25 protein-coding genes are annotated in these 24977 nt (G+C 62.4%); 6 read left to right on the top strand and 19 right to left on the bottom strand.

The annotated features are described in order from the left end of the window. Positions 1–174: 174 nt before the first annotated feature. The 13 genes from pufC to Q0792_RS18840 all read right to left on the bottom strand — a co-directional run bounded on the left by pufC (position 175) and on the right by Q0792_RS18840 (position 11530). Positions 175–1290, bottom strand: coding sequence for a photosynthetic reaction center cytochrome PufC (pufC, locus tag Q0792_RS18900; protein WP_298844641.1), 1116 nt, complete (start codon positions 1288–1290; stop codon positions 175–177). Positions 1291–1292: 2 nt separating this feature from the next. Next, complete coding sequence (pufM, locus tag Q0792_RS18895) at positions 1293–2288, bottom strand: photosynthetic reaction center subunit M (protein WP_298844638.1); 996 nt, start codon at positions 2286–2288, stop codon at positions 1293–1295. 2 nt (positions 2289–2290) lie between these two features. Continuing rightward, complete coding sequence (gene pufL, locus Q0792_RS18890; protein WP_298844635.1) at positions 2291–3139, bottom strand: photosynthetic reaction center subunit L; 849 nt, start codon at positions 3137–3139, stop codon at positions 2291–2293. Between the two features lie 244 nt (positions 3140–3383). Beyond that, complete coding sequence (pufA, locus tag Q0792_RS18885) at positions 3384–3542, bottom strand: light-harvesting antenna LH1, alpha subunit (protein ID WP_187429532.1); 159 nt, start codon at positions 3540–3542, stop codon at positions 3384–3386. Between the two features lie 12 nt (positions 3543–3554). After that, complete coding sequence (gene pufB, locus Q0792_RS18880) at positions 3555–3701, bottom strand: light-harvesting antenna LH1, beta subunit (RefSeq protein ID WP_298844626.1); 147 nt, start codon at positions 3699–3701, stop codon at positions 3555–3557. 186 nt (positions 3702–3887) lie between these two features. Continuing rightward, positions 3888–4142 carry a cytochrome PufQ gene (pufQ, locus tag Q0792_RS18875; protein ID WP_367276790.1) on the bottom strand — a complete coding sequence of 85 codons (255 nt, stop codon included), beginning with the start codon at positions 4140–4142 and terminating at the stop codon, positions 3888–3890. After that, positions 4139–5614, bottom strand: a complete 1476-nt coding sequence (bchZ, locus tag Q0792_RS18870) for a chlorophyllide a reductase subunit Z (RefSeq protein WP_298844624.1) — start codon at positions 5612–5614, stop codon at positions 4139–4141. Before bchZ ends, pufQ begins: the two co-directional genes overlap by 4 nt. A 115-nt stretch (positions 5615–5729) precedes the next feature. Next, a complete protein-coding gene (gene bchY, locus Q0792_RS18865; RefSeq protein WP_298844622.1) occupies positions 5730–7301 on the bottom strand; it encodes a chlorophyllide a reductase subunit Y in 1572 nt (523 codons plus the stop codon). Continuing rightward, entirely contained in the window at positions 7298–7471 is a 174-nt protein-coding gene (locus Q0792_RS18860; protein ID WP_298844620.1) for a hypothetical protein, read from the bottom strand. Before Q0792_RS18860 ends, bchY begins: the two co-directional genes overlap by 4 nt. Then, a complete protein-coding gene (locus tag Q0792_RS18855) occupies positions 7458–8459 on the bottom strand; it encodes a chlorophyllide a reductase iron protein subunit X (RefSeq protein ID WP_298844618.1) in 1002 nt (333 codons plus the stop codon). Before Q0792_RS18855 ends, Q0792_RS18860 begins: the two co-directional genes overlap by 14 nt. Beyond that, entirely contained in the window at positions 8456–9397 is a 942-nt protein-coding gene (bchC, locus tag Q0792_RS18850; protein WP_298844616.1) for a chlorophyll synthesis pathway protein BchC, read from the bottom strand. The genes Q0792_RS18855 and bchC overlap by 4 nt, the downstream gene beginning before the upstream one ends. A 125-nt stretch (positions 9398–9522) precedes the next feature. Beyond that, a complete protein-coding gene (locus Q0792_RS18845; RefSeq protein WP_298844614.1) occupies positions 9523–10650 on the bottom strand; it encodes a methyltransferase in 1128 nt (375 codons plus the stop codon). Next, a complete protein-coding gene (locus tag Q0792_RS18840) occupies positions 10643–11530 on the bottom strand; it encodes a polyprenyl synthetase family protein (protein ID WP_298844612.1) in 888 nt (295 codons plus the stop codon). The genes Q0792_RS18845 and Q0792_RS18840 overlap by 8 nt, the downstream gene beginning before the upstream one ends. 93 nt (positions 11531–11623) lie before the next feature. On the opposite strand from Q0792_RS18840, the gene crtD reads away from it, so the two are divergent. Together crtD and crtC are read left to right on the top strand one after the other, a co-directional pair. Then, a complete protein-coding gene (crtD, locus tag Q0792_RS18835; RefSeq protein WP_298844611.1) occupies positions 11624–13174 on the top strand; it encodes a 1-hydroxycarotenoid 3,4-desaturase CrtD in 1551 nt (516 codons plus the stop codon). Next, the gene (gene crtC / locus Q0792_RS18830; protein ID WP_298844785.1) at positions 13171–14043 is read left to right on the top strand and encodes a carotenoid 1,2-hydratase; all 873 of its coding nucleotides are present in this window, start codon (positions 13171–13173) and stop codon (positions 14041–14043) included. Before crtD ends, crtC begins: the two co-directional genes overlap by 4 nt. 30 nt (positions 14044–14073) lie before the next feature. Here the strand turns inward: crtC and Q0792_RS18825 are convergent, their stop codons facing one another. The 4 genes from Q0792_RS18825 to Q0792_RS18810 form a co-directional block, all read right to left on the bottom strand. Beyond that, complete coding sequence (locus Q0792_RS18825) at positions 14074–14676, bottom strand: hypothetical protein (protein WP_298844610.1); 603 nt, start codon at positions 14674–14676, stop codon at positions 14074–14076. Between the two features lie 177 nt (positions 14677–14853). Further along, positions 14854–15336, bottom strand: coding sequence for a TspO/MBR family protein (locus Q0792_RS18820; protein ID WP_298844608.1), 483 nt, complete (start codon positions 15334–15336; stop codon positions 14854–14856). Between the two features lie 5 nt (positions 15337–15341). Further along, complete coding sequence (gene crtB / locus Q0792_RS18815; protein WP_298844606.1) at positions 15342–16403, bottom strand: 15-cis-phytoene synthase; 1062 nt, start codon at positions 16401–16403, stop codon at positions 15342–15344. Continuing rightward, positions 16400–17947: a phytoene desaturase gene (locus Q0792_RS18810; protein WP_298844604.1), complete on the bottom strand. Its 1548-nt coding sequence runs from the start codon at positions 17945–17947 to the stop codon at positions 16400–16402. Before Q0792_RS18810 ends, crtB begins: the two co-directional genes overlap by 4 nt. 105 nt (positions 17948–18052) lie before the next feature. Between Q0792_RS18810 and crtA the strand changes: the two genes are divergently transcribed. From crtA to bchO, 4 genes are read left to right on the top strand one after another with little or no spacing between them, the layout of a single operon-like run. Beyond that, a complete protein-coding gene (gene crtA / locus Q0792_RS18805) occupies positions 18053–18769 on the top strand; it encodes a spheroidene monooxygenase (protein ID WP_298844602.1) in 717 nt (238 codons plus the stop codon). Continuing rightward, positions 18766–19770, top strand: coding sequence for a magnesium chelatase ATPase subunit I (bchI, locus tag Q0792_RS18800; protein WP_298844600.1), 1005 nt, complete (start codon positions 18766–18768; stop codon positions 19768–19770). Before crtA ends, bchI begins: the two co-directional genes overlap by 4 nt. After that, positions 19767–21428: a magnesium chelatase subunit D gene (locus tag Q0792_RS18795; RefSeq protein WP_298844598.1), complete on the top strand. Its 1662-nt coding sequence runs from the start codon at positions 19767–19769 to the stop codon at positions 21426–21428. Before bchI ends, Q0792_RS18795 begins: the two co-directional genes overlap by 4 nt. 4 nt (positions 21429–21432) lie before the next feature. Further along, positions 21433–22296, top strand: a complete 864-nt coding sequence (gene bchO / locus Q0792_RS18790) for an alpha/beta fold hydrolase BchO (RefSeq protein WP_298844596.1) — start codon at positions 21433–21435, stop codon at positions 22294–22296. Here bchO and Q0792_RS18785 read toward each other — a convergent pair. Next, positions 22281–23354, bottom strand: a complete 1074-nt coding sequence (locus tag Q0792_RS18785; RefSeq protein WP_298844594.1) for a ParB N-terminal domain-containing protein — start codon at positions 23352–23354, stop codon at positions 22281–22283. The genes bchO and Q0792_RS18785 overlap by 16 nt on opposite strands. Further along, the gene (locus Q0792_RS18780; RefSeq protein ID WP_298844592.1) at positions 23351–24655 is read right to left on the bottom strand and encodes an AAA family ATPase; all 1305 of its coding nucleotides are present in this window, start codon (positions 24653–24655) and stop codon (positions 23351–23353) included. The genes Q0792_RS18785 and Q0792_RS18780 overlap by 4 nt, the downstream gene beginning before the upstream one ends. Positions 24656–24977 lie beyond the last annotated feature (322 nt).

The following is a 24977-nucleotide window of genomic DNA, read 5'->3' as shown; positions in this document are numbered from 1 at the left end:
ATTCTCCCGCCGCTCTGAAAAAAGGGGCCGCACCGGACAAAGCCGCTGCGACCCCAGGTTCCTGTAGCCAACAGGAAGGGAACCGGGGTGTTGAGACCCCGTGCCCGGATCAGGGAAGCCACTGATCCGTGCCTGGCTCAAGCGTGGGCGGGCCGGGAGGGGCCGCCCGACCGCTCATTCGTAAACCGGCGCCTCGCTGGTCGCGAGCTCGGGCCAGTCGGCAATCACATTGATGCCCTGCAACGGGCGCTGATAGCCTTTGTGACAGGTTTTGCACGCCGCTTTGGGTGCATCACCATAGATCGGACCCAGACGGTCGTCGGGGTACTCCGCTTCGAGCGGGATGAGGTATTCCTGGTTCAGTTCGATAACCATCTGACGGCCCAGCAGCGCAGTGGCCCATTGGGGCGTATGCTGTTCGGGGTCATAGAAAGCGCGGCTGGAGTGACAGAAAACACAGTTCACACCGAGGCTGTTCGCAAAGTAGTTCATCAGCGAATAGGTCTGTTCCGTCTTCTGGATCGAAGCCACATCCTCGTCATTGGGCACGCCCTCGACGCGGCTTTCCAGGTCATGCACGTTCACCGGTTCATAATCGGTCAGGTACACCTCGAGCGCGTTCGATGGCAGTGAGGTCGACTGGCTGAGCGACGTGGCACGGTTCTGCACCGACGCCCATCCGCCTGCCGCCTCGTTGACGGGGTTGATGTTGAACCAGATCTCAGATGGCACGTTCTCGCCGCGGTGGCAGGTGTAGCAGTTCACACCAACCTCCTCGACTGCATTGACGTGGCCCGACCAGTTCTCGTTGATGTTCTGCGTCATCTGGATCATCCGGCGCGAAACAACCTTGGTGTACAGGTCATCCGATCCATAGGTTTCCAGATCGCCGTCACCGTGGCAGTAGGCACACCCCTCTTCGGGCGAAACCCACTGGGTCATGGCAGTCATCAACCGGTTGAAGTTGTCTTCGGTCAGATCGCCAAGCACCTGAACATTCTCGTAGATGTCCTTTGCAAGATCCTCTCCACCTTCGGGCACATAGGGCTCTTCGGTGTAGTAGTCCTCGATCGTGGGATCGGGCGCCAGCCGGGCCACGTTAAACTCGGGCACCGACATGCCGGTACCCCGTGGGCCGGTCTGCATGCTTGCTGTCTGGGCCGGGTTGCCAAAGCTCACCACCATGATGGCTGCAAAGACAGCCCCGCCAAGAACGCCAACCAGGATCGCCGGGCCGAACACATTTGTCGGGTTGTCCTGGTTCCATTTGTCAAACCACTTGGGCAGCATGATCAGTTCTCCTTCCCGATAAAGGCTTCGTAGGAGCCGTAGTCGGCGTATCCGTAGGAGCCGTCATACATCGGCGCGAAATTGTGCTCCTGCGCCCAGATGAACCAGTTGTCGACAACCGTGCCGGTCAGCAGGATCCCGATACCGCCCGTGATGGGGGTCAGAACCGCAAACCACCAGGCCCAGCGGTGGATACCTTCCATCGTGGCGTTAAAGCCCATGGTCCAGCGCCAGAAGAGAGCCGCACGTTCCGTGGCTGTTCCGCGGTCATAGATCTGCTCCAGCTCGCGGTCGCCGCCATAGCGGGTGACCGCCAGAATGGTGCCGCCGTGCATGCAGAAGAGCAGAACAGAGCCATAAAGGAACACGATCGAGAGACAGTGGAACGGGTTGTAATAGAGGTTGCCGTAGCGGATCGAAAAGGCCGTCGTCCAGTCGAGGTGCGGGAAGATACCGTAAGGTACGGCCTCGCTCCAGGACCCCATCAGAACGGGGCGGAAAAGACCCAGCACCAGGAACAGCCACACCGCAGCTGCAAAACCCCAGAAGATGTGCTTACCCATCTTGTGCTGTTGCGCCAGCAGGTACGCCCGGAGCAGCCATGTCATCACAGAGACCAGCAGGAAGAAGCTGGCAATGATGTACCAGCCCCCCTCATCGAGTGGCGGCATCGACAGCCCGTATTCCGGCGAGGGCGGCTCAAGCGCCAGCCAGAACAGCTGCCGCAGGAACTGCGGGATCGAGTAGCCGACCTGTGCCAGCATGTTAAAGCCGACGATCACAAACCAGGCGATACCTGTGGCAAAGGCAACAAGCGTCGTCCAGCCGACATAGTATGGCCCGAGCTGGGCATTGCCGAAGAGGCCGACGAGGGTGTTGAAGCGCGGCTTGCCGACCCGCTCCTCCATCATGTTGTTGCCCTGGTCGTCCATGCCCATTTCGGGTTTGCCCTGGACCTGCACCTGCGTGAAAATATTCTGATAGTCAGGGAACATCATGATCACATCCCTCCCGCTGCAATGGGTTCGCCCCAGATCGGCAGATCAAGCCACCAGTTCCACCATTCCGGCCAGCCGGCCGTCCAGACGGGTCCCGAGATCACGATACAGACCGCCGAGAAGAACACCGCATTGATCGCCAGCAGGTATCCCACGCGGTGGATGCCCAGAGTGCCGACCGAATAGCCGATGAAATCGCGAAAGAACGTATCTTCGTGGTCCGGTGTCTTGGCCTCCTCACCCTTCTCCGGGTTACAGGCCGACAGGATCAGACCGCCGTGCAGCGCCAGCGCCAGTGTAGTGGTGAAAAAGAGCGTCACCGCCAGCATGTGCGCCGGGTTGTAGTGGAAATGCAGATAGGCGTAGCCGGTGTTGCTCACCCAGTCGAGGTGGCTGAAAATGCCATAGGGAAAGCCGTGCCCCCAGGCGCCCATCAGCAGCGGCCGGAAAATCACCAGCGTAACATAGGCCAGGATCGCAAAGGAAAAACCGAACGGAACGTGATATCCCATCCCGAGCTTGCGGCAGATTTCCACCTCGCGCAGCGCCCAGCTGATAAAGGCGCCCGTCGCACAGAAGGTGATGATCTGCCACAGACCGCCCTCCATCAGCGGTGCCATCCCCAGCCCATAGCTGAGATCAGGTGGCGCGATATTGATCAGCCAGGGGTTGAATGTGCCCTGCTGTGATGCGCCCCAGAAAATCAGGATGGTGCCCAGAAGGGCAAAAAAGGCCGTCGTGACCCCGAAGAAGCCCACATAGAAAGGGCCCACCCAGAAGTCGAACAGATCGCCGCCGATCAGCGTCCCTCCGCGGACGCGATATTTTCTTTCGAAGCTGAGCAAAGCCATCTTCATTCTCCGCGTGTGTGCGGCGCGCCTTGTCATGTCGGGGCCGGTGTGCAGCGCTCTACCCCATCAGAGCAGAGGCCCGGATCGGGTCCGGGGCGCACGCCGGTCCGCTGTCAGGCGGAGGCCGTCGTGTTATTGCGTCATCTTGTTGTTCGCTGCGGGCAGTCGGCGCACATTTGCCCGCCCGCAGCATTCTCTGGGTACTTTCGCACCGGTTCAGACAGTCCCTTGCCGGACACTGCCGTTACTGAGCAGACTGAGCTGCCAGTTCGAACCAGTTGAAGTGTTCTGTGCTCAGCAGGACGAGGTGAATCATCGCTGCCAGCAGAAAGAGGAAAACGCCCTGTGCGACAAACACACGACGCGGATCGAAGATGAGCCAGATCTTGTAGAACTTTGCCATTTCCTATTCCCCTTAAAACCACGGACGCCAGATGAACGTTGCCAGGTGAGCGACAACGGCTACGGCTGAAAACAGCCAGAGCCCGCTCATATAGACAGCGTGCAATTCTTGCGCCTGCTCGTCGGTTAGACCTGTGAAAGACAGGTTATTATCAGCCATAAAAATTCCTCCGGAACGATATGCTGACGCCGCGTTCCCCGCGGCCGGGTCCTTTGGGGACATGTCCCCTCGGGGTCTCTGGGGTCCTGTTACCAGGTCCCCAGTCAGTGTTCCCGGCAGGCGCACACACACCAGGAATTCGGGTCGCACTGCGGAACGGGCCCCCGCTTATGTGCGAAAAACGGTTCACAGTCCGGCAGAGAAAATCATCGGTGTGATGATCTGTGCCTGGGTCCAGGCGCGTGCCATCGGCCCCTTGTCGGTAAAGCTGCGCGACCGCAGGGCCTGCATCGCCCAGGTGAGCGTCGCCAGCGGCAGGGTCGCAACAAAGATGATCGCAAAGTAGACGGTGAATTCGACACTGTGCCTGCGTCGCGACGTCTCGCGGGGGGCCTCCTGGCTGCCTGCGGTCTCCATCATGTCAGATGTCATGTCACTCATGTCTGATCCTCCCGATCAATGCCGGCTGATGCCGGGTCCAGCGCGCGCACGGTGTCGAGCACCACGCGTTCGTCTCCGGCGGCCAGTGCCGCCGCCTCTGCCGCGTCGCGCAATGTCTTGGCGGCGGAAATACGTGTCAGAATGGGATGCGTCTCGACAATGCGGTCCAGCATCGCCTGGGCATCCGGATCCCAGGGGAAATCCCGCCGCAGCGGTGTCAGCGTGGCATCCGTGGCGTCCATCTCCGTACCCAGCGGCAGAATATGGAACAGCGCATCAAACAGCCCGTTGCAGATTTCCTGAATAAGGTACGTCGCCCCGGCATAGCCCATAAACGGCGTGCCCGTGTGCCGGCGGATCGCCGCCCCTGGAAAGCTCGCAGGGATGAACGCAGGGCTTGGCCCATGTCCACCCTTCAGCTCGGCAAGGTACATTTTTTCGTTGATCGACCCCATCACGATCAGAGGCCGCCTCTGCCCCATGAGGGCGCGCACCTCTTCGTTGTTGGTTTTCTTGCCCGCCGTCCGCGCCACCGCAAAGGCACAGGGCAGACCCATGTCGTCCTCAAGAAACAGACGGATGCCGCGTGCATAGGTTTCATTGGCCACAATGGCGAAACTCGCCGTGGCAAAGAAATCCTGCGTCACCGACCGCCACAGATCCCAGACCGGCTTGATCGTGGAATGCTTCTCGCGGGTGATAAAAGGTTCGGGGTCGAGGCCCACCAGGTTCCCCAGTGCGCGCAGGAACCTGGTCGTGCTCTCGACCCCTATCGGGGCTTGTAGATACGGCTTGGCAAGAAGCTCGCTCAACCCGCGCCCGAACTCGCGGTACATGCAGATGTTCACATCCGCATTTACCAGATCTCTCATTTCAGCCACATGCGCGCCCAGAGGCATCACCATGTTGACCTCGCAGCCGATCCCTTCGACCAGCCTGCGGATCTCGGCCAGATCAGATGGCATGTTGAACGTGCCATACATCGGGCCGAGAATGTTAACGCGAGGACGCGCACCTTCCTCGCGTTTCTTCTCGGGCGGCATCCGACCCTTGGTCATACCGAACTCGGTAAAAATCCAGGTCATCGCCCGATCCGCCGCTTCCCACTGATCCTCATCAATGGTGCGCGGCAGGAATCTCTGAATGTTTGTGCCCTGTGGCGTTACACCACCGCCGATCATCTCGGCAATTGAACCGGTGACCACCACAGCGGGCAGCGCCGGATCCAGGGTATCCCAGGCGCGCTTCATGGACTCTTCGGTCCCCGCACCCATCTCACCTTCGCCCAGACCGGTCACAACAATCGGCAATTCGTGCGGCGGCAGCGCATCGGTATAATGCAGCACAGAAGTCACCGGCAGGTTCTCGCAGCCCACAGGTCCGTCAATGACAACCTGCAGACCCTTAACAGCACAAAAAGCGTAAACTGCGCCCCAATAGCCGCCCGCGCGATCATGGTCGGTGATCAGCATGCGCGCCCTCCCACACCTTCACCCTTCCGGAAATACTCCGGGTGAGCGCGCAGCGCGAGGGCAGAGCCCTCAGACGCGGGACTGCGCCGTGCGTGCTTATGATCATAAGCGCGCATTAAATCATCTGTGCGGCCTTAGCCGCCCTCGCCTGTTTGTCCAGCTTCTTCTGATGCTGGGCGCGGAAATCCGGGCGCAGGTTCGGCGCGCCTTCCCAGACACCCGACGTGTCTTCGTGTCCGACGCCTTCGAAAAATTCTTTCATCCGGTCCATGCGGCCTTTGTTGGCGATGGCCGCATTGATCACCTCGGCCAGCGATCCTGCACCTGCCACACCCATCAGGGGACGCGCGGAAATCAGGTTGGTGAAATAGAGACCCGGAATGCCAAGCTCCTTGGCTTTCTGCACTACGGGCGTCGTGCCTATGGCCAGATCAGGCCGGATCGCTTCCATCGCCGCACAGTCATCTTCGAGCGAGGCGCGGTATTTCACTGTCGTGCCCTTCGCCTCAAGCCAGGCGGCATCATCTGCCGACCAGGGCGAGTTTGCACAGGCCGTACCAACGTAAGGGACCTTTGCGCCGCTTTCGATCAGCAGGCGTGCCACCAGAAGCTCTGACCCCTCATAACCCGAAAGCGTAATCGTTCCGTTGATCGGGGTCGCCGCCAGCGCTCCCTGAATGGCGGGCAGCACGGCATTCTCGGCAGCTGCAATCTGTTCAGCAGAAACACCATAGGTTTCGCCAATAGCCTTCAGCCAGGCAGCCGTCCCGTCATAGCCAACCGGTGCCGAGCCAACGACAGGTCGCCCGGCCGCTTTGAATTCCCGCACAGTGTCCACATAGAACGGATGGATAGCAGCCACGACAGAACAGTCGAGCGCTGCATAAAGCTCGCGCCACTCACGGCAGGGCAGCACAGGACCCGCAGCCAGGCCCATCGGCGCCAGCATCTGCCCGATCATCATCGGGTCCGCCGGGAACATCTCGCCCAGCAGCGCCACGGTGGGCCGCGTCGATTTCCCGCCCACAGGTGCCGCCACAGGCCCGGCCTCAACCTCGGCACGGGCGTATTTCAGCATGGCTCCGGCCAGAACGTCCTTGGCCTCGGCATGGGTGGGGACACCAAAGCCCGGTACATCGATACCGACAATGCGGACGCCGTTGATCTCATCCGGCAGCAACCGCAGCGGCACACCGCTCGCCGTCGGCACACAGAGGTTCGTCACGACTATCGCGTCATAGCGGTCCGGGTCGGCCAGTTCATGCACGGAATCGCGGATGTCTTCATAGAGTTTGCCCGTCACCAGGCTCTCAGAGTTGAACGGCACATACCCGACCGACCGCCGCGCGCCGTAGAAATGCGACACGAAGGTCAGACCATAGACACAGCAGGCAGACCCGCTCAGGATCGTTGCCACCCGTTTCATCCGCAGACCGACGCGCAGCGACCCGAATGCCGGGCACATGGATTGCGGCTTGTCATGTGGTCCTACCGGATAGTCTTCGCGGAACTTGTCCAGCAGCTCGGACTGGCCGGCGGCACGTGCAGCCTCTGCCATGTCCGCACCGGAATGGCAGCCCATCGCATCGGCAGGCTCCTGCCCTGTCACACGTGACACGTCGCCATGCGGATGGCCCTTGATGACCTCCACCTCGGATGCATCGTCATATGTGACTTCTGATTTCACGTGTCTTCTTTCCGCTGCGGCGCGCTCAGACTGCTGATCTCGTTCAGCAGCTTTCTTGTTTTCTCGATAGCGTTGTGGCCGTTTTCACTGACCTGCATGGACTGCTGGCCCAGCCAGTGGCTGCGCTCGATCAGCTGCTTTGCGGCCGCAAACAGTTCAGGCTTCGTCATAAACAACTTCCAGCGATGGTTTCGGTGCCGCGTTCTTGCCGCGCATGTCTTCGTCGGTTGCCGGCTCCAGGACAAAATCGCCACCCGTTTCCGAGGCATCAAAAAGCCCCAGCAACCCGTCCTGATCCAGCGGGTTCGGACGCATCGGCGGTGCCTCGGCAACGTTGTCACCCAGCTCTGCGAACAGGCTGCCCCAGGGGGACTGCGCCGTGCCGACAATCTGATAGTTTGCGGATTTCTTGCGCAGGTCATCGTCCTGCGGGATCGCAGCCAGGATCGGGATATCCACCGCTTCGGCAAAAGCCGCTGCCTCGCCGGAGCCATCATCCTTATTGATCACCAGACCGGCAACACCAACGTTGCCACCAAGCTTGCGGAAATACTCAACGGCCGAGCAGACGTTGTTTGCCACGTACAGAGACTGCAGATCGTTCGAAGCGACCAGAATAACTTTCTGCGCCATATCGCGGGCAATCGGCAGACCAAAGCCACCGCAGACGACATCACCGAGGAAATCGAGCAGAACATAGTCAAAGTCCCAGTCATGGAACCCCAGCTTTTCCAGCAGCTCAAATCCGTGGATGATCCCGCGTCCACCACAGCCACGGCCCACTTCGGGACCGCCCAGCTCCATCGCGAACACACCACCGCGCTTGAAACAGACGTCACCGATCTTCACCTCTTCGCCCGCCAGCTTCTTGCGGGTCGAGGTCTCGATGATCGTCGGGCAGGCCTTGCCACCGAACAGCAGCGACGTTGTATCGGATTTCGGATCACAGCCGATCAGCAGAACGCGCTTGCCCTGCTCGGCCATCATGTGACTTAGATTGGCCAGCGTGAAAGATTTCCCGATACCGCCTTTGCCGTAAATCGCGATGATCTGGGTTTTGGACGTCGGCTCGGACTGCGGCACTTCCAGCGTCGCTTCGCCCGCCTCGTCTTTCAGGCGCGCGTCATAGTCCTTAAGGTTAGGGACTTCATCCTTCATGCCGCGTCCTTCCAGTTGAGTATCATTTTCAGGCAGGACGGATCAGAGAACGCCCGCTTGTATGCCGCCGGCGCATCCGCAGCACGGCTCGTATGTGTGATCAGCCCTTCAAGGCTCAGCGCGCCGCTTTCGACCAGCGCACGTGTTGCCGCGAGATCGTCGTGCGTCCACTCGGCCGCCACGCGGAACCTGGCCTCTTTCATAAAGGCAGGTGGAAAGGCAAAGCTGATCGGATCTGTGTAGAAACCGGCGAGAACGATCTCGCCCCCTTTGCCCACGCGGGCCACCAGCTCGTTGAGCACCTCAACACTGCCGGAGGCATCATAGACAGACATGTAGTCGCGGCGCGGATCATCCGCCGGATCAATGACCTCATAGCCCTGCGCGCCGCTGCGACGGTCGGGATCAGTTTCCCAGACCATCGGCGCAGGGGCGCCCGCTGCAATCGTCAAACGGGCCAGCAGACGACCCAGCACACCGTGACCCACAATGAGGTCCGGCACAGATTTGTTCAGACCGGCCATCGCGTGGCGCGCTGTTGCGGCCAGCGCCAGAAGCGCACCGGCTGCACCCAGCGTCGAATCGATTCGCGTCACACGGTCGGGCGCTGTGACAACACGCGCTGCGGCGCCGCCGAAAAGGCCGAAGGCACCGTCGTAACAGTTTGCGCCAGGGACAAAGACGCGGTCCCCGACCCGGTAGCCCGAAGTTGCAGAAGCTTCGACGACCTCGCCGACCGCCTCATAGCCCGGCACCAGCGGATACCCCATACCGGGAAATGGCGGCATCTGCCCCGACCAGAAGAGTTTTTCCGTGCCGGTCGAAATGCCGGAATGCGAGATATCAACCACCAGATCATCCGCCCCGGGCGTTGTCAGCGCCAGGCAGTCAACATCCAGATCGCGTGGACCTTTCAGGAGGACGGCGGTGGTTTCCAATGTTCTCTCCGTTGTCTTTTCCGGACGACCTGATCTGAATCAAAGACTCACGAACGGCCCCGTTCTTATTTGTCAGTTTAGACTTACATAACAGACTGTCAATTAAAATGGACACATCGATGTGATCAGTCGGCCGGCCGGACCGCCGTCAGTGTCCGGGTGACATAGGCCCGTGCCGGAGCGGGGCTCTGAATACCGGCGAACCCCGCCGCTTCGCAGAGCGCGCGGATTTCGCCGGGCGTCCGTGTGCGGCCGGTCTGCATCGCCAGTGTGTAAAAGGCGAAGTAAACATCACCTGCCCGGTCCGGCGCAGTATTACCGCCCATTGGTTCGGAAATGATCAGGCGGCCCCCGGGCGGCAGCGCCGCAAAAACTGCGCGCAACAGGGCCTCGACCGTTTCATCCGCATGATCGTACAGCACCCGTATCAGCGAGATCGCATCCGCGCCCCGTGGCAGCGGATCATCCCGGAAGGAACCCGGGTGGAGTGTGACCCGGCCTGTCAGCCCAGCCGCGTCAAAGCGGGCAACGGCTCCCGGTGTGACCTGCGGCAGATCAAACAGAGCGAGATGCAGGTCCGGCCAGGCAGCGCCCGCAGCTTCGAGAAACGCGCCGGTTCCGCCACCGATATCGAGAAGCCGCGTCACACCTTTCAGCGAGACCGCCCGCAGCGTGTCCTCGGCCACCAGCCGCTGGCTCTGCGCCATCAGGTCGGAATAGGTCTCGGCAACACCGGGATCAATCTCACCCCGCGCACCGAATACATAAGGCCAGAATTCTGAAAGCTCGGTCTGGTCCGGTCCGCGCAGCAGGGCAACCGGATCGGCGAGGTCTGCATAGAATGCTTTGTGGTGGCGTATCATCGCCTCAAGCCCCGGCACACCCATCAGTGCCGCACCTTTGCGCGCCAGATGGTATCGCCCGGACCGGTCGCGGCGCAGCAGTTTCAGCGCGGATGCCGCACGCAGCAGGATTTCCAGCCGGTCCGCCGGAACATCTGTCGCGGTGCTCAGGCGTGTGGCGGTCAGCGGGCCACCACGCAGACGCCGCAGCAGATCAAGCTCGACCACGGCCATCAGGACCTGACTCTGGACGAACCCCTGCACGATATCAAACAGAACCGCTCCGTCACGGCGCGCCTGGCCACGTGTCAGCGGAAAGCGGCTCGCCCAGCTCTGGAAGCCGGGCTTTGCCACGAGCCGGTTGAGCCAGCCCCCGCGCCAGCCCGGAAGCTGCGCGCTGAGATCAGACATTTCCCGAACGGGCCGTCGCTGCAGCGGGAGCGACCGGGGTCAGCCTCTCGGCATACATCCGCACCATTTCGGCAAGCTGTGCTTCGCCAGGGCAGGACGGGATCGACGCGATCGCTCCGCCAAGAATATCACGCAGACGCGAAATCGCGCCCTGTACCCCCAGCAGCGTCACCGCATTGGGACGGCCGTGCAGATCATCCTGACCGGCTGGCTTGCCCAGCGTCTCCGCATCATAGAGCGCGTCGCGCAGGTCGTCAGCGACCTGAAACGCCTCCCCGATCCGGGCGCCCAGCTCGAACCAGGGTTCCGCCTCCTGACCGGCCGAGATCGCGCCCATCTGCGTCGCCGCAATAAAGAGCGCGCCGGTTTTGGCCTGGTGATAGGCGGACAGGTCAATCTCCGCCTCGCTTTCCCAGCCCTGGCCCGCACAGATGCCGCCCGGCATGCCGGTGCGCTGTGCCAGCGTCATAATGAGCTGTGCCACACGGTCCGGGGCGACCCCGGACTGGCGCGCAAGAATTTCAAAGGCAAGCACGATCAGACTGTCACCGGTGAGAACAGCCAGCGGCTCGGAATAGGCTTTGTGCACCGAGGGTTTACCCCGCCGGATATCCGCGTCATCGAAACAGGGCAGATCATCATGCACGAGGCTGGCGCAGTGAATCAGTTCCAGTGCCGATGCTGCCGCATCTGAAACCGCGGGCCGGTCATCGCCACAGGCCATCGCAACGGACATGCATATCGTGGGCCGGATGCGCGCACCACCGGGTTCGGTCGCATACCCCAGTGCAGATGCCAGCCGGGGCGGTACGGCCCCCCTGCCCTGACCCACGGCAACTGACTGTGCGATTGCCGCCTCGATCCGCGCCTTCATGCCCATCGGAAACTCCTTTTGGCCCAAAGTGTCATTTTATTACGACACTAAAGTGTAAATCATACTGGACAGTTTGCTTCAGTGAGTCAACAATCCCCTATGCATATCCAAACCGCCCCTCTGCTGCCCGACCGCCCAAGGGTGATCGTGATCGGCGCCGGTATCGCCGGGCTGGCGACGGCCCTGCGCCTGGCAACCAGCGGGATGGCCGTGACCCTGCTGGAACGGCACGGGCATGCGGGTGGTAAAATACGGACGCTGCCAAGTGCAGCGGGCCCGGTGGATGCCGGGCCGACCGTCCTGACCATGCGCCACGTTTTTGATGAGCTTTTCGCCTGTGCCGGCGCGCAGCTCGAAGATCATGTGACCCTGTTCCGCCAGACTACACTCGCCCGGCACTTCTGGCCGGATGGCAGCACGCTGGATCTTTTCGATGACGCAGAGACCAGCGCCGAGGCCATCTCCGATTTCGCTGGCCCCGCATCAGCCGATGAATTCCGCAGGTTCAATGCCCGCACCGCCCGGCTGTTTGACGCCTTTGACGCACCGATGATGCAGGCCCCCGCGCCGCGCATGGCAGACCTGGTGCCGCATGTATTGCGCCAGCCTTCGCTGATCCGGGACATGGCGCCATTGTCGAGCCTGCGCAGCGTTCTTGCCCGCCAGTTCTCGGACCCGCGTCTTGCACAGCTTTTCGGGCGCTATGCGACCTATGTCGGCGGTGCGCCACATCTCAGCCCCGCGATCCTGTCGCTGATCTGGCAGGCAGAGGCGGCAGGTGTCTGGGTTGTCGGCGGCGGCATGCACCGCCTGGCCCAGGCCATCGCCGGTCTCGCCGAGCGCCACGGCGTCGACATCCGCCTCAACACCCATGTGCAGGAAATTCGCCTGACAGACGGTCGTGCAACCGGCGTGGTTCTGGAAAACGGCACCACTCTTGAGGCCGGTGCCGTTGTCTATGCAGGCGATCCCCGCTCGCTGGCCGTGGGCAGTCTTGGCCCCGCCCTGACCGGCGTGGCGCCGCAGACGGCGCGTCTGCCACGATCCTTCTCCGCGCGCGTGCACAGTTTCGCCGCCACACCGGGTGGCCGTCCGCTGCAACACCACAATGTCTTTTTCGACGCGGACCCGGACGCGGAATTCCACGACCTTATGGCGGGACGCATCCCGCGCACCCCTACGCTGTACCTCTGCGCCGAAGACCGCGGCCAGAACACTCAACCCCCGCAGGTGGAACGCTTTGAGATCATCGCGAATGCCACTGCCACCGACACAAAGACGACCCCAGAGGACCTGGACCAATGGCATCATCAGATCATGCAGAAGATGGCGGATATGGGCGTGACTTTCAGTCCACTGCCACCAGTGACAGCAATCACGACGCCCCGGATGTTCGCAAACCTGTTTCCGGACACGCAGGGCGCGCTTTACGGACAGACACCGCACGGGATGACCGCCGCACTGAAACGGCCAACCGCGCGGACATCTGTCCCGGGACTCTGGCTGGCGGGGGGCGGCACGCACCCGGGTGCCGGTGTGCCGATGGCGACACTCTCCGCCCGGCACGCGGCCGAGGCGATCTCAGGCGACCGAACTTTGACATCCCTGTCGGCCCGGACGGCTATGCATGGTGGTACGTCGACGGCCTGAGCGACTGTGGCACACGCGCAGTCTCGGTGATCGGGTTCATCGGTTCCGTCTTCTCGCCGTGGTACCGCTGGTCAGGACGCAGGAACCCGCAGAACCACGTCTGCATCAATGTCGCGACCTACGGACCCGGCGGACGGTTCACCATGACCGACCGGGGCGAAAGTGCACTGCGCCAGACCAGCAGCCGGTTCGAGGTCGGCCCCTCGATGATGCGCTGGGAAAACGGGCAGCTGGTCATCGACATCGACGAGGTCTCCGGCCCACCCATTATCAGCCGCATCCGCGGGACCATCACCGTCACGCCCTCGGCAGTAACTTCTGTGGAACTGCCGCTGACTCCGGATGGCGCGCATATCTGGCGGCCCTTCGCACCCTGTTCGCGCATCGACGTCAACATCGACCGACCCGGCTGGCAATGGCAGGGCGAGGGCTACTTTGATGCCAACTTCGGCACCCGCGCACTGGAGGATGACTTCAGCTACTGGACCTGGGGCCGCTACCCCACCTCGCGGGGCGCTACCTGTTTTTACGACGCCACCCGGCTGGACGGATCCGAGCTGGCAGCAGGGTTCCGGTTTGGCCATGACGGCCAGGCCTATCCGATCCCCCTGCCCCCCAAAACGCGCCTGCGCCGCAGCCTCTGGGCCGTGGCACGCGAAACCCGCGCCGACGCAGGCGCGCGCGCAAGACAGACACTGAATATGCTGGATGCGCCCTTCTATTCCCGCTCGGCCGTGGAAACTGTACTGGACGGAGAAACGACCGTAGGCGTGCATGAAGCGCTGGACCTCAGACGTTTCCGCTCGCCGCTCATCAAACCGATGCTGGCTGTTCGCGTACCGCGTCGCAAGCGCTGGCACTACGACTGAGATCCCCGGCTTTGGCGCGGATCCGCCGGCTCAGGAGCCGTCCGGGGCATGGCGGCGTGCGGCACCAAAACGGTTTTTCAGAGACTGATAGGATCCGAGCAGGATGAGCGCGTAGCAAACCAGCTCGCTGCCTTCCTGCACGACAGACTTGATGACATCGGGATGCGCACCGCCGGGGACATGATCCCAGAGCTGACCGCTGCCAAACAGGCGGCTGAACAGTATCAGCTGGAAAAACCCGACCAGCACAATCCAGAACGGCCCGGTGTCCGCATGCGCCCGGAACGGCCCTGCGACCGTAGTGCGGTTGAGAAAAAACAGCAGCCCGCCCGCCAGCGCCGTGGCACAGGCCGGCCAGAACCAGAAGCCGTGGGTGATCATATCCAGAACACCGTCGTTTTCACGGATGAACATACAGGAAAAGAGCGTGGCAATAAGTACCAGATACCCACGTTGCGCCGGATATGACCAGGCTCCGGCGGCAAAGAAAGCCCCCGCCACACCGATCATCAGAACCTGCGCAATCTGAACCAGCGATGCCTCGCCCATTGTGCTCTGCAACAACAGGACATCCGCATAGATAATGCCGCTGGTCGCCAGGAACGTAATGATGACGGCAAGGATACCGCGCATGGTATGCGCTTCAGGTTCGGAAATATTCATCGTGCGAAAAGACTGTGTTATTTGCTGAAGACACCATTAAAAAGTTTGCTGCAGGATAGGCAAGAGCCTGAGGCCAATTGTTATGAGCTCTTCGGGTAAAGATCTGCTCTCCACCGCCCGCCGTGACTTCTGACGGACCTGCGATCGTTATGGACCGGCAGGTGGCGGGTTACGTGCGGCTTCCGGGTTCAGCCACCACACGCCCGCATTCAGCGCCGAGGCGATCGTGACCCAGACCAGATAGGGCACAAACAGCAGACCGGCGATCCTGTCCACCTGCCACAGTGCAAGCATCCCGCAGAGTACCACCAGCCACAGAAAGCCCACAACAGCCATCCCGAGCCGGATGTTGCGCAGGCCAAAGAACACCGGCGTCCAAAGCCCGTTGAACGCAATCTGCAGTGCCCAGAAAGCCAGCGCAAGTCCCGAGCCTTCGAGCATCGCCACCCGCGCACCGGCTGTCGCGATACAGACGTAAAGCACCATCCACGTCACCGGAAAAACCCAGTCGGGCGGTGTGAACCACGGCTTGTTCAGACCGCGGTACCAGGGTCCGGGCGGGAACAGCCCACCCGTAACGCCTGCCCCGAGGCAGGCCGCAAAGAAAACACAGAAAAGCAGCCAGAACATCCCGGTCACGTCAGGCCGGTGCGGCGGCTGGTTAAACGTGCACGCTCCTGCCTGCTGTGGCTTTCCAGTGTGCTCAGCACCGAGATCAGCGCGTCACTGCGCGAAGTTTCCCGCTCGCCCCGGGCTGCGGCATCCACCAGGAACTGCACTTCCGGCAGCGGTCTTGCATAGAGCACCGGCGAGAGCGGCATAACCATGCCTACACCGGTCAGCAGCAGCGACTGACCGAGCCAGCCGATCTTCTGCACCCTCGATGTCCGTGCCCGCGCCGACAGGGAATCATATTCCATCTGCTGCAGCTGTCCGCCGATCCCGGCATAGATGAACCGCGCGGCATAAATGCCCGGACGGCAACGGCGCGGCAGTGCGCCGACCCCTGCCTCGGATCGCATGTAGAGGCGATTGGCCTGCATCACCAGCCGGCGCACCATCATGCGCACCGCCTTGGTGGGACGCGGATCATCACAGAACGCCTCCGGGTCGATACCCGCCTCATCAAGCCATTCCAGCGGCAGATAGATACGCCGCTCCAGCGCATCCTCGCCGACATCCCGGGCGATGTTGGTCAGCTGCATCGCCACGCCCAGATCGCAGGCACGCGCCAGCGCATCGGCGTCACGTACCCTCATCAGCACGCACATCATCGCACCCACGGCCGACGCCACGCGGGCAGAATAGTCCATCACGCCGGACAGGGTCTCGTAACGTCGCGCCTCCGCATCCCATGCCAGTCCTTCAAGCAGGGCATCCGGCAGCGCGCGCGGCATCTCGAACTGCTCAACCATGGCGGCAAAGGCGCGGTCTGTCGGTGCGTTCTCCGGTCGCCCGGCATAAACCGCATCCAGCCGGTCGCGCAGCCGCAGAACCGATCCGACCTTGTCAGCCTTCAGATCCACCTCGTCATCGGCAAGCCGGCAGAAAGCATAGAGCGCCAGTGCCGGGTCGCGTACCTGTGCAGGCAACAGCTTTGACGCCGCATGAAATGACAGCGAGCCATGCCGGATCGCCTCGCGGCAGTGCTCCATGTCCTCAGGGGCAATCCCGCTCTGCGCTGACCGGCGGTTCATCGCGATACCCCCTGCGGGTCCGGTACCAGCCGGTCCAGGACTTCGGCGGTCGAAATCACACCAGGCACACCCGCGCCCGGATGCGTACCGGCACCCACCAGGTAAAGACCCTTTGCCTCTTCGGACACGTTGTGCGGCCGGAACCACGCGCTTTGCAGAATCCGCGGCTCTATCGAGAACCCGGCACCAAAGGGGCTCAGATACCGGTCACGGAAGGTCTCTGGCGTGAAAATCACCTCGGTGCTGATCCGGTCGCGCAGACCCGGCATCATCTGGTCTTCGAGCACTTTCAGCATCTTTTCACGATACTTCGGCTCCTCGACACTCCAGTCCACACCGTTGTCGTGGCCCAGATGCGGCACGGGGCTCAGCACATAGAACGAATCGTCGCCCTCCGGCGCTACCGACGGATCAGTGACAGAGGGCCGGTGAATATAGAGGCTCATATCATCGCAGAGCTTGCCGCGGATGAAAATATCACGGAGCAGACCGGTGTAACGCGGCCCGTTCAGAATGGTGTGATGCCCCACATCCGGCCAGTCATGCCGCGTGCCCTTCGTCCCGAAATACCAGACAAAAAGCGACATGGAATAACGGGTACGGGCCAGCCGTTTCGGCGTCCAGCGGCGGCGTTTGTGACTGCGCAGGAGGTGATTGTAGGTGTGCCCGGAATCGGCATTCGAGACCACGATGTCCGCGCCCATCTCAAGCCCGCTGCCCAGCCGCACACCGGTTACAGCACCATCATGCACCACAATCTCATCGACTTCGGTGTCCATGAGCAGCGTACCGCCCTGCTCTTCGATCACGTCAGCCATCGCGCGTGCCATACCGGCCAGGCCGCCCATCGCGTAATGAACCCCGAATTCCTTTTCCAGATAGGCCACGAGGATATACATCGACGTCACATGCAGCGGATCGCCTCCGATGAACAGCGGATGAAAACTCAGCGCCATGCGCAGCTTTTCATCTTTCACGCGTGATGCGGCATGGGCATAGACAGAGCGGTCCGCGCGCAGCCGAGCAAAGGTCGGCAGCACTTTGATCAGCTCCCAGAGCTGGTGCATCGACCGCCGCCCCAGGTCCTCGAACCCGAACCAGTACCGCCGCGCGCTGTCCTCCAGAAACCGGTCAAAGCCTGCGACATCCCCCGGCGACAGGCGGGCCACTTCGGCGCGCATTCTGTCGGTATCCTGAGAAGCCGTGAATTTTGTCCCGTCAGGCCAGCGGATCTCGTAAAACGGGTCCAGAGGTTTCAGCGTCACATCTGCATCAAAGTCGCGTCCGCAGGCCGCCCAGAGCTCCCGGTAAAGCTGCGGGACTGTCACGATCGTGGGTCCCAGATCAAACCGGTGCCCGTCCTGCCAGATCGCAGATCCGCGCCCGCCCGGAACATCCAGCCTGTCGATAACGGTAACGCGGTATCCCCGCGCGCCAAGACGCATCGCCGCCGCAAGACCACCAAGACCTGCGCCGATCACTATCGCGCGGTCCTTGCGACCGGCCCCGGTGCCGGCAGATTCGATGGGGTCAACACGTGTCATTATTCAGGTACACTAAATGTGTCCAGTTTGATTTACAATTGTGTTCTTCCCATTTGCGCGATTGCGTGTCAGACTTAGTTGACAGTTTTGAGTACAGCGCGCGCTATGAAAGACACTCCGATCGTCACACTGAGCTTTTTCCGCTTTGCCGGACCGGTTGCGCGCGCCTGGGCGCTCGGCATGATGGGCGCGGCGCGCTTTGCCCTGCCCCGCGTCCCAGATATCGGCTTCTGGAAGCTCTGCGGCTCAGGGACTGGCGAGGGCTTTACACCGGTTCCCAACACGGCGGTTTACGCCATACTCGCCAGCTGGCCCGACGCTGAAACCGCGCGGCGCCAGACAGAAACAGCGGGCATTTTCCAAAGGTACCGCGCAAAGGCCGGGGAATGCTGGACAGTCATTCTTGAAACCAGCACGTCACGCGGGCAGTGGTCCGGACAGGAGCCCTTTTCTCCGACCGGCCGCGCACCGGACGGGCCTCTGGCTGCGCTGACACGCGCGACGATCCGCCCCTCCATCGCAATGAAATTCTGGCAGCGTGTCCCCGACATCAGCCGGATGATCGGTGCCGACCGCAACGTCGCCTTCAAGATCGGTATCGGTGAGGTGCCGCTTTTCCATCAGGTGACTTTTTCCATCTGGCCCGACAGCGCCAGCATGGCCGCTTTCGCCCGCACCAATGGCCCGCATGCCGCCGCCATCCGGGCGGTGCGTGACGGCAACTGGTTTTCCGAAGAACTCTATGCCCGCTTCGCCATCCTCGGCGACACCGGCACCTGGGGCGGCACAAGCCCCCTCAAACACCTGGAACTGCCCGCATGAAGACCCCCTTCCCTTTTTCGGCCATTGTTGGCCAGCACGAGATGAAACAGGCGATGATCCTCACAGCCGTCGATCCGGGCATCGGCGGCGTGCTTGTCTTTGGGGATCGCGGAACCGGCAAATCGACAGCCGTGCGCGCGCTGGCCGCCCTGCTGCCGCCGATCCGCGCCGTCGAAAGCTGCCCTGTCAACGCGCCAAAGGTCGCTGATTGCCCCGACTGGGCCGAATTAGGCTCGAAAAAGCTGGTGACACGGCCGACCCCGGTAATTGATCTGCCGCTCGGCGCAACCGAGGACCGTGTCGTCGGCGCTCTGGACATCGAACGCGCGCTGACACGTGGGGAAAAGGCTTTTGAACCCGGCCTGCTGGCCCGTGCAAACCGCGGATATCTCTACATCGACGAGGTCAATCTGCTGGAGGATCACATCGTCGATCTGCTGCTTGATGTGGCCCAGTCCGGCGAAAACGTGGTCGAGCGCGAAGGCCTGTCGATCCGCCACCCCGCGCGGTTTGTTCTGGTTGGTTCCGGCAACCCCGAAGAAGGCGAGCTGCGCCCGCAGCTGCTGGACCGTTTTGGTCTGTCGGTCGAGGTCCGTTCGCCGAACGATGCCGCCGAACGCGTCGAGGTGATCCGCAGGCGGGATGCGTTCGAGACCGACCCCGAAGGTTTCATGCAGACGTGGATGCCCCGCGATGAAGAGGTCCGCGACACCATCCTGAAAGCGCGGCGGAAACTGCCAAAGATCCAGACCCCGGATGCGATTCTGACGGATTGCGCCGAACTGTGCATTGCACTTGGCTCGGACGGGCTGCGGGGCGAGCTGACACTGCTGCGCACAGCGCGGGCGCTGGCCGCCTGGCAGGGCGCGCGCAAGCTCAGACGCGAACACCTGCGCGAAATCGCACCCTCCGCCCTGTCGCACCGGCTGCGGCGCGATCCGCTGGACGAGGCAGGGTCAGGCGCACGGGTCAGGCGCATCGTTGACGAAGTGCTGGGGTGAGCGTCCCATCCGACAGCTGGCAGCGCGCCGCCCTTGGCCTCAGCCTGCTGCTCTTTGACCCCCGACACCTGGGCGGGGCACATATCCGCATGCGTGCCGGCCCGGCGCGCGACCGCGTGCTGGCCAGCATCAGGCCAATGAACCTGCGTCGCATACATCCCGGGATCACCGACGAGCAGCTGTTTGGTGGCATTGACCTCGCGCAGACCCTTGAGGCCGGGCAAGTTGTTGAAAATTCAGGATTTTTTCAAAGCAAAGTCAATGCTTTACTGACTATGGCGGAACGCTGCCCTGCGGGACTGGCGGCACGCCTGGCGCAACAGCTGGACCGGGATGCGGGTCATTGCATCCTCGCACTGGACGAGGGGGCAGAACCCGACGAAACACTGCCTGCCGCCCTCGCAGAGCGGCTGCCGCTGTTCATTTCGCCGGACGGCCGGATGCCCGCTGACTGGGGCCTTGTCCCCGCGGGGACAGATACACGCGAACCTGCCAGCGTAACAGCCTCTCCAGAGGTCGGCGAGACCCTGACATTACTGGCAGCACATTTCGGGATCGACAGCCTGCGCGTCCCTCTGGCCGCACTCAGGGTGGCGCGGGTCCATGCCGGTTTCAACGGCCGCGCAGAAGTAACGGCCGCCGATGTCGAAGTCGCCGCCGCACTGGTTTTTCCCCACCGTGCAACCCGTCTGCCCGAAGAGCCCGGCGACACATCAGAGCCCCCTCCCCCGCCACCACCGGACCAGGACGAAGACACAGGCGGCGATCAGGGCGAGACCAGCACTCTGCCCGACGGTGACATCCTGGTCGATGCGGTGCGGGCGCTGTTGCCGGCTGACCTGCTGGCCGGGCTTGTCCCCGCGGGGACAGCTGCCCGCTCGGGCGGTGCGGGTGCCGGTAAAAAACGAAAAGGGAACCGGCGCGGGCGCCCCCTGCCCTCGCGCCCCGGCAGGCTGGACGGCACGTCCCGCATCGACCTTGTGGCGACGCTCCGCGCTGCCGCGCCCTGGCAACCCCTGCGCCGCAAAGCGCAACCCGACCAGTCCGGGCTGCTGATCCGACCTGCCGATATCCGCCTGAAGCGCTACGAAGAACAATCCGACCGTCTGCTGATCTTTACCGTGGATGCATCGGGTTCCGCCGCCATGTCGCGCCTGAATGAAGCAAAAGGTGCGGTTGAAATGCTGCTGGCGCAGGCCTATGCCGCCAGGGACCATGTCGCGCTGATTGCCTTTCGCGGAACCGGTGCCGAGCTTTTGCTGCCCCCGACCCGCTCCCTTGTCCAGACCAAGCGCCGTCTCGCCAGTCTGCCGGGTGGCGGCGGCACGCCTCTGGCGGCTGGTCTGGAGCAGGCCGCGACGCTGGCCACCCAGAGCCGCGCCCGTGGTCTGACACCAACTGTGGTTATTCTGACAGACGGGCGCGCGAATGTTGCACTCGACGGCACGCCGGACCGCGCAACCGCCGCACAGGATGCAGACCGGTTTGCAGACGTCCTCCGTGCCGAGGGCGTCAGCGCCCTGGTCATCGACATGTCTGCCCGCCCACAGGAGGCCCTCAGAGAGCTCTCAGCGCGCCTGGGCGCACCGTACCTCGCACTGCCCCGTGCGGACGCTCAGCGCCTCTCCGGCGCTGTGAGCGCCGCTCTGGGCGGCTGAGCCGATGAACTGGCCGCCGCCACCTGACTGGCCGCATGCGGATTGCTCCCGCCAGGTCCTGTCGCGGCCGCACCGGTGGCACGTCCAGGAGACCGGTTCCGGCCCGCTTGTCCTGATGCTGCACGGTGCCGGTGGCAGCACCCACAGTTACCGCGACCTGATCCCGCGTCTCTCCGGGGCTTTCCGTGTCGTGGCCATTGATCTGCCTGGTCAGGGCTATACGCAACTGGGCGCACGCCATCGCTGCGGACTGGACGCGATGGCCGACGATGTGACCGCGCTCTGCGACCACGAGGGATGGCAGCCCAATGCTGTCATCGGACATTCAGCCGGTGGGGCGCTGGCGCTGCGACTGTCATCGCAGCTTGTGTCCCCGCGGGGACAGCCGCCGCAGGTTGTCGGGATCAATGCCGCGCTGGATACCTTTCAGGGTCTCGCCGGCGTGCTTTTTCCGGTCCTGGCCAGGATGCTGGCGGCCGTTCCCTTCACGGCACAGGTCTTCTCGGCAACCTCTGGCACGCCCTCGCGCGTCAAGGCTCTGATACGCGGTACAGGCTCTGAATTAGACTCTGTTGGCCTTGATCTGTACCGCCGGCTGGTGGCTGACAGGAACCATGCAGACGCCACATTGCTGATGATGGCGCAATGGGAGCTGGACGAATTACTGCAGGCCCTGCCCGAGATCACCGCACGAACACTGCTGATCGCGGGTGCGCGGGACAAAACGGTTCCCTCTCGGGTGTCGCAGAAAGCCGCAGAACGGATGCCGGACGCACAGTTTGTGCAGCTTGAGAATGTCGGCCATCTGGCGCACGAGGAAGACCCTGACACTGTTGCCAGGCTCATCCTTGATCATCTGGGCGTCTGATCTTTCAGGCTGTCCAGAAAGGCCCTTGCGGCAAGCTCAAGACGGCGCGGATCGACCGTGCCGAAGTCGTGGTCAAGCAGCACTTCGAATTTACCCGCAGACGCAGTACAGCGCGCCACACCCTCTGGCCGGTTCAGCTTGATGGTCGTGCGGGCGGACGACCTTGGCGCGACAGCCGTGCCAGGCCCTGGCTTTGCCTTTGAGGCGCCAGTCACAGCCCCACGCAGCAGGCTGACCTCGGTGGCGGCATCCCTGCCGGGCTGACTGTTCAGAACGGCACGGACCTGACCCGCGAACCGGGGGCCGGCCTCAAGCAGTTTTACCAGACTGAGGCCTGTGGCGCGTGGAATGGCCTCGGGATGCTTCAGGTCATCGCCCAGTGCCGCCAGAAGCCGTACAAAATGACCGATGTAGTTGCGCTTCTGGCGCCCGGCAGACGCATAAAGCGTCTCGATCGCATCCGTGACCGTGTGCCCGCCACGTTCTGCATATGACATGGCCAGCTGCGCCATCTCGGCAAAGGAAATATCGCGTCGCACCAGATTCTCATCGACCATGCGCCGGTAAAGGTGGTCGAGTTGCGCGCCACGCGCCTGCAGTGATGCAGGAATACGCGCATATTTTGCATCACCGGTCTCGGCATGCAGTTCGCGCCATGCGCTGAGACGCCTGAACCCCTGGATCAGCTCATATCCGCCCTCAACCTCCTCGACGTGGATCGGGTTCGACAGACCCACCGCACGGATCGACGCCTTGAGTTCTTCGAGTTCCGGATCCCGCCCGGCAACCCGGTCACGCACAAGCTTTGACGCGCTGATCTGTGCGGGATCTACCAGACCGACAATCTGCCCGTTTTTCCTCAGCGCCACATACTCGTGGGCAAGGCGGTCATTCTCGGCACGGATTTCTGCCTCGGCACTCTGCCGTGCGCTCAGGGCCTCGGCGTTTTCGGTGATGGCCGCCGCCATCGGGCCGCGCCGTGACGCGGCACTGTCGTCTGTCCCCGCGGGGACAGATGTCTCGTCAAAGTCGATGTCAAAGACACGCCGCTTACTCATTGCTCATCCTCCAGCTGGTCCCACGCTGTGCACAGGTGGGTTCGGAATTCTGCATAGGCCTGGTCGAAAGAGGTGCGGGCGCGCCGCCAGGTTTCCCGGGTCATATCGCGGTAGTCGATCTCGTAGATTGACGACAGGAACCGCCCCGACTGTTCCACCGCGCGGGTCATTTCGATGGGATGCTCGGCCACTCTATCTCCCCAGACTTTGACAAAGGCCTGCTGCATCGCGCGGTGCAGATCGTTGTTCGGTTCAAAACGCGTCAGCAGGAACCGCAGGTCCAGAAACGCCTTGGGCAGGTTCATCGTCCCCGCGGGGACAAGCCCGGAAAACCGGCTGAGGTCCTCCAGCGCTTCGGCCAGCTGACCGATAAAGGAGGTCGTCGAATCATATTCCCAGTAGCCGGGGCCGGAGGGAATATAGAGCATGTCCGCGGCAAAGACCGCGTTCATCGACTGATAGCCGATGGCCGGCGGGCAGTCGAAGAGCACCAGGTCATAGGCGTCCGCGGGCAGCTGATCGAGAAAGCGCGACACGGCGGCAAAGAATGACCATTCGGGATTGAGGTGCCGGTACTGTGCAGAGGCAAATTCCACAAAGGCCGCATTGGCACAGGACGGCACGATGTCGATTGTGGGCCAGTTGGTGGGTTTGATGAAGTCCGTGGTACGCAGATCCGCCAGCCCCATGTCGGTGATGCTGGAAGGCAGGCGGCGATGGGGCAGGGCGGCGCCGCTTTCGGCGCCCTGCGCGCTGCGGTTCATGCGTTCGGTTTCGGCGGCGAGGTCACGGGCCATGATGCCCCAGACGGTGTATTCTTCGGCCACATCCGACAGGCCCATCGAATGGCTGAGCGTTGCCTGCGGATCAAAATCCACACAGAGCACCCGGTAGCCATCAAGGGCGGCGGCATGGGCGAAATGCAGCGCCACGGTGGACTTGCCCGCGCCGCCCTTGAAATTGGCAATAGCGGCGCGCATCGCGCGTTTTCCGGCGGGCCGGTGGGGCATCAGCGATTTGCGGTTCACTTTCAGCCGGCGGCGCAGCTCGTTGATCTCTTCGAGGCTGTACCAGTGCTGTCGACCATCCGCCTCGACCGTGCCCTGGGGCAGGGTGGGATCAGCGGCCAGCCGCCCGCGCATCGTCGACTGGTTCACGCGAAAGATCAGCTCTGCCACCTCCCAGCTGGAGAACCGGCGCAGGGTCTTTTCGTTTTGCGGGCTGTAGGTCTGCTGGCGGATAAATCCCTGCATACGGAGGGACTGTGCCTGCAGATGTGCGAGGTCTTTGTGCGTAAACATGCGCGGCCTGTCTGCTGTTACTGTCCCCGCGGGGACGCTAATTCTTGTTTTTTCCAGATTTACGCGGATTTGGCGAAAAATGCAAAAGGGAATATCGTAAAACGATGCACCGGCATCTGGGTGCAGAAACAGCAGGCAGGGCAGGGGTTTCAGTCGGAAAGTGATTCCCGGATGCGCATTGTGTGAAGGGCGAACAGGCCAGGGGAGAGACCTGGATATTGGGGGACACCGGATCACCTCCTGCTGCTGATTGGGGGACAAAAGACTTTGATTGGGGGACAGCCTGTATGTCCCCCAATACCTTTTAACCAGATTCTTTTCG

The organism is uncultured Roseobacter sp., assembly GCF_947495025.1.
GTDB lineage: Bacteria > Pseudomonadota > Alphaproteobacteria > Rhodobacterales > Rhodobacteraceae > Roseobacter.
This window is presented reverse-complemented; position numbering and strand designations above follow the sequence as displayed.

Coding starts and splice junctions, on each gene's coding strand:
- pufC (WP_298844641.1), bottom strand. CDS start 1,290: ATGCTGCCCAAGTGGTTTGACAAATGGAACCAGGACAACCCGACAAAT.
- pufM (WP_298844638.1), bottom strand. CDS start 2,288: ATGATGTTCCCTGACTATCAGAATATTTTCACGCAGGTGCAGGTCCAG.
- pufL (WP_298844635.1), bottom strand. CDS start 3,139: ATGGCTTTGCTCAGCTTCGAAAGAAAATATCGCGTCCGCGGAGGGACG.
- pufA (WP_187429532.1), bottom strand. CDS start 3,542: ATGGCAAAGTTCTACAAGATCTGGCTCATCTTCGATCCGCGTCGTGTG.
- pufB (WP_298844626.1), bottom strand. CDS start 3,701: ATGGCTGATAATAACCTGTCTTTCACAGGTCTAACCGACGAGCAGGCG.
- pufQ (WP_367276790.1), bottom strand. CDS start 4,142: ATGAGTGACATGACATCTGACATGATGGAGACCGCAGGCAGCCAGGAG.
- bchZ (WP_298844624.1), bottom strand. CDS start 5,614: ATGCTGATCACCGACCATGATCGCGCGGGCGGCTATTGGGGCGCAGTT.
- Q0792_RS18860 (WP_298844620.1), bottom strand. CDS start 7,471: ATGACGAAGCCTGAACTGTTTGCGGCCGCAAAGCAGCTGATCGAGCGC.
- Q0792_RS18855 (WP_298844618.1), bottom strand. CDS start 8,459: ATGAAGGATGAAGTCCCTAACCTTAAGGACTATGACGCGCGCCTGAAA.
- Q0792_RS18845 (WP_298844614.1), bottom strand. CDS start 10,650: ATGTCTGATCTCAGCGCGCAGCTTCCGGGCTGGCGCGGGGGCTGGCTC.
- Q0792_RS18840 (WP_298844612.1), bottom strand. CDS start 11,530: ATGGGCATGAAGGCGCGGATCGAGGCGGCAATCGCACAGTCAGTTGCC.
- crtD (WP_298844611.1), top strand. CDS start 11,624: ATGCATATCCAAACCGCCCCTCTGCTGCCCGACCGCCCAAGGGTGATC.
- Q0792_RS18825 (WP_298844610.1), bottom strand. CDS start 14,676: ATGCGCGGTATCCTTGCCGTCATCATTACGTTCCTGGCGACCAGCGGC.
- Q0792_RS18820 (WP_298844608.1), bottom strand. CDS start 15,336: ATGTTCTGGCTGCTTTTCTGTGTTTTCTTTGCGGCCTGCCTCGGGGCA.
- crtB (WP_298844606.1), bottom strand. CDS start 16,403: ATGAACCGCCGGTCAGCGCAGAGCGGGATTGCCCCTGAGGACATGGAG.
- Q0792_RS18810 (WP_298844604.1), bottom strand. CDS start 17,947: ATGACACGTGTTGACCCCATCGAATCTGCCGGCACCGGGGCCGGTCGC.
- crtA (WP_298844602.1), top strand. CDS start 18,053: ATGAAAGACACTCCGATCGTCACACTGAGCTTTTTCCGCTTTGCCGGA.
- bchI (WP_298844600.1), top strand. CDS start 18,766: ATGAAGACCCCCTTCCCTTTTTCGGCCATTGTTGGCCAGCACGAGATG.
- bchO (WP_298844596.1), top strand. CDS start 21,433: ATGAACTGGCCGCCGCCACCTGACTGGCCGCATGCGGATTGCTCCCGC.
- Q0792_RS18785 (WP_298844594.1), bottom strand. CDS start 23,354: ATGAGTAAGCGGCGTGTCTTTGACATCGACTTTGACGAGACATCTGTC.
- Q0792_RS18780 (WP_298844592.1), bottom strand. CDS start 24,655: ATGTTTACGCACAAAGACCTCGCACATCTGCAGGCACAGTCCCTCCGT.